Origin of the sequence: Schnuerera sp. (assembly GCF_035459645.1) — a bacterium.
Classification (GTDB): Bacteria; Bacillota; Clostridia; order Tissierellales; family Tepidimicrobiaceae; genus Schnuerera.
The window spans coordinates 1-1,534 of sequence record NZ_DATHXO010000330.1 but is presented as its reverse complement, the minus strand read 5'-3'; the positions used below and the strand labels follow the sequence as shown (position 1 = coordinate 1,534).

Here is a 1,534-nt window from a genome sequence, read left to right as displayed (position 1 = left end):
ATCATGGCCTACGGATTCAGCAAAGGCTCCATCCCTCATGCCAAAACCTTTCACAAAGGCTTTTCCTATATTGCCTGTTCTACCATATCTTTCTACACAAGCTATGCCTAAAGTATCTGTAGACACATCTGGTTCAGCTACTCCGTTATACACTTTTACTGTTTCTTCTAGTTTGCCTGTCAAGTTTTGATCTGGTATTACCTCTATACATCTAACTTTTGCTGTTGTTCCTTCAGTTTCTATCTGTAAATCCTTTTCAGTTATTGGAGCGATTCTTACAGATTCTTTTACCTCTAATGGATAAGTATATTTAGGTAAATCTATTAGTAATTCCCCTTTTGAAGCTATTAATTTGCCATCTATAAACACTCCATCAACTGTCATCTCATTTAAATCATCTATAACTGCTATATCTGCAGCTTTACCAGGAGCTAATACTCCTACATTATCAAGTTTAAAATATGTGGCTGGATTTATAGTAACCATTTGTATAGCTTCTATTGGATCTACCCCTTGTTTAATAGTTCTTCTTACGATTTCATTCATATGACCTAAAGTTTCTAGATCTGCTGCTACCATATCATCAGTAGCTAATATACATCTTCTAGAATCCATACCTTCCTCAGTTACAGCCCTAATACACTCAGCCATATTCTTCTGAGTAGAGCCTTCCCTCATAAATAGATATACACCTTGTCTTAACTTCTCCACAGCTTCTTCCTTGGTAGTGGTCTCATGGCAAGAACATCTACCTCCTGTGGATATAATATGAGCTGCTAATTCATTGCCAAATAATTCTGGTGCATTACCATCTACTACCATTCCCTTAGATTGAGCATACATAGTTGAAGCAAGCAAATCTGTAATTATTTCAGGTGTATTCTTATATACATGTTTAGCATTACTAAAACCTTGTAACTCACCTATTCCAATTATATTTTTATAATTCAATAATTCTTCCATATCCTTTGATGTAATATCAACCCCTGCCGTTTCTAAATCTGGGCAATCTGGAGTCAAAGCCGGTACCACTAACTTAACCTTATTGGGTACCGAATCTATTTCATCAGCCATTGCTTTCATTCCAACAGTCCCTAGAGCATTACCTATTTCATGAGGATCCGCCACTAAAGTAGTTGTACCTGATGGAATTGAAAGCCTGGAAAACTCTGTTATAGTAAGCATACTAGATTCAAAATGCATATGAGAATCTATAAATCCTGGAGATAGATACTTTCCTCTAACATCTATAACCAATGTATCTGGTCCAATTAAATCCTTACAATCTCCTACCAATACTATATATTGTCCTTTAATGGCAATGTCGGCTTTATAAACTTCTCTAGTGATGACATTTACTACTTCTCCATCAAATAAAACTACATCAGCAAATTCTTTGTCGCCCATTAAAACATCGATTAAATTCCTATATTCCATTGCCATCTTCATATATTTGGTATCCAAATTATTCCTCCTTTCCCTTGTTCAATTCATAATTCACAGTTGTTTAGGACATAAAGAACCGTCCCTGCTG

At 35.7% G+C, this 1,534-nt stretch carries 1 protein-coding gene; it reads right to left on the bottom strand.

Annotated features, from left to right (window positions below; genetic code table 11):
* Window positions 1-1,464 (bottom strand): adenine deaminase (locus VK998_RS07705; RefSeq protein WP_325227320.1); only part of this gene is annotated, 1,464 nt, incomplete at its 3' end.
* Window positions 1,465-1,534 lie beyond the last annotated feature (70 nt).